The organism is SAR324 cluster bacterium (genome assembly GCA_029245725.1).
Taxonomy (GTDB): Bacteria; SAR324; SAR324; order SAR324; family NAC60-12; genus JCVI-SCAAA005.
The window spans coordinates 1-1,774 of sequence record JAQWOT010000371.1 but is presented as its reverse complement, the minus strand read 5'-3'; the positions used below and the strand labels follow the sequence as shown (position 1 = coordinate 1,774).

At 48.3% G+C, this 1,774-nt stretch carries 1 protein-coding gene; it reads left to right on the top strand.

The genetic code is table 11. The annotated features are described in order from the left end of the window. Positions 1–1,774 (top strand): pentapeptide repeat-containing protein (locus P8O70_20650; GenBank protein MDG2199251.1); only part of this gene is annotated, 1,774 nt, incomplete at both ends.

Sequence of the window (1,774 nt, the reverse complement as noted above, 5' to 3'; positions counted from 1 at the left end):
ATCAACCCAAGCACAGAGACCGATGTACGCTACGATGCGATCCCAGTCGGCAAGCTATTGGGTCAGATGGAAGCAGCCGGTAACGGGATGAACATCGTGATCCTCGATGCCTGCCGGAACAACCCATTTGTGCGGAGTTTTCGCAGTGAAAGTCGAGGGTTAGCACAAGTGATTGCTCCAACAGGATCGTTCATCTCGTATGCAACAGCCCCTGGGAATGTGGCAGCCGATGGGGAAGGAGACAATGGCCTATTCACGGCGAAGTTGCTGGAGCACATGAAGACCCCAGGCTTGAAGTTGGAAGAGGTCTTCAAGCGAGTCCGTTCGGATGTTCAGCGGGAGAGCAATGATCAGCAAGTGCCTTGGGATTCGTCCTCGGTGACCGGGGATTTCTTTTTTGTTCCTGTGGAAGCCGAGAGACCATCGGCACCAACTGTGAGTGCTTCTGAAACAACTCCAGAACAGGACTTTGCTACTGAAGCTTGGGAGTTAGTCAAAGACTCAAAGGACCCAGCTTTGTTAGAGGGATTTATTTCGATGTTCCCAGATGCACCACAACTCAATCTGGCTAAACTTAAATTGATGGCGTTAGCATCTAGGGAGCCTAGAGCAGAGCCATCAGCCAGCCAAGCTGAGACTCCAGTCACTTCCGTGCTGGATCATCCGGCTGAGACTCTCTCTAATTCTGAGAATGTAGAAGTGCTATCTGGGGAAGCAGCTAAGAAGCAATTACTGGAAGCCAGTGAGTGTAGTGAGTGCGATTTAAGAGAAGTCAATCTTAGTAAAGCATTTCTGAGAGGTGCCAATCTAAGCAAAGCTGATCTAACGGGAGCTGATCTAACGGGAGCTGATCTGGCTGGGGCCGACTTGAGTAGTGTTCACATGGCCCAAGCCAATCTGAAAGGTGCTACGACCACACTTGGTGGAGCTAACCTGACAAAAGCAGATCTGTCCGGTACTAACTTTGAGGAGGCAAATCTGACGAGTGTCAATTTTGAGGATGCCAACCTATCGGGAGCCGACCTAAGCAACGCGTTACTAGTAGGAGCAAACTTTAGCAGAGCGAATTTAACTGGAGCGAATCTGGTGGATACTTGGTGGGAAGCTATAGGAGGGCTTAGTGGTAGACCATCCGCAAACCTGACAGATGCTCAGTTATGCAAAACTACAATGCCCGATGGCTCCATCAACAACAGAGATTGTGAGCAAGACCAAGCAGGCTCAAATCAAAGCAGTAAGGTCCTCTCTGGTGAAGCGGCCAAGAAGAAACTGCTGGAGACCAAGTCTTGCGATGGCTGTGACTTAAATGGAGTCAGTCTTCAAAGAAGCAATCTTACAAGTGCCAACTTACAGAGAGCTAATTTACGAGATGCTAATCTGTATCAGGCGAATTTGGGCTATGCTCAACTTATAAATACGAATTTGCAGAGAGCCAATCTGCGTGAAGCTGATTTGTTTAAAATCTACTCAATGGGATCTAACTTATCAGGTGCTGATCTTAGACAAACGGATCTACGTGAAGCTGATTTAACCGGTGCAGATTTACGTGAAGCAAACCTCACTGAGTCGGATCTCACTGAAGCCAACCTAGTTGGTGCTATTCTAGAGAGAGCCAAGTTCTGCAACACCACCATGCCTGATGGCTCGATCAACAATAGCGACTGCGATCGGAATTCCTCCAATGAATCCTCAAGCCCTCCAGAGAAAGCTGATCAGCAAATTATTGGAAGAGGGATGGACTACTCGACTTATCAAGCTGTGGAGCAAAACAGTT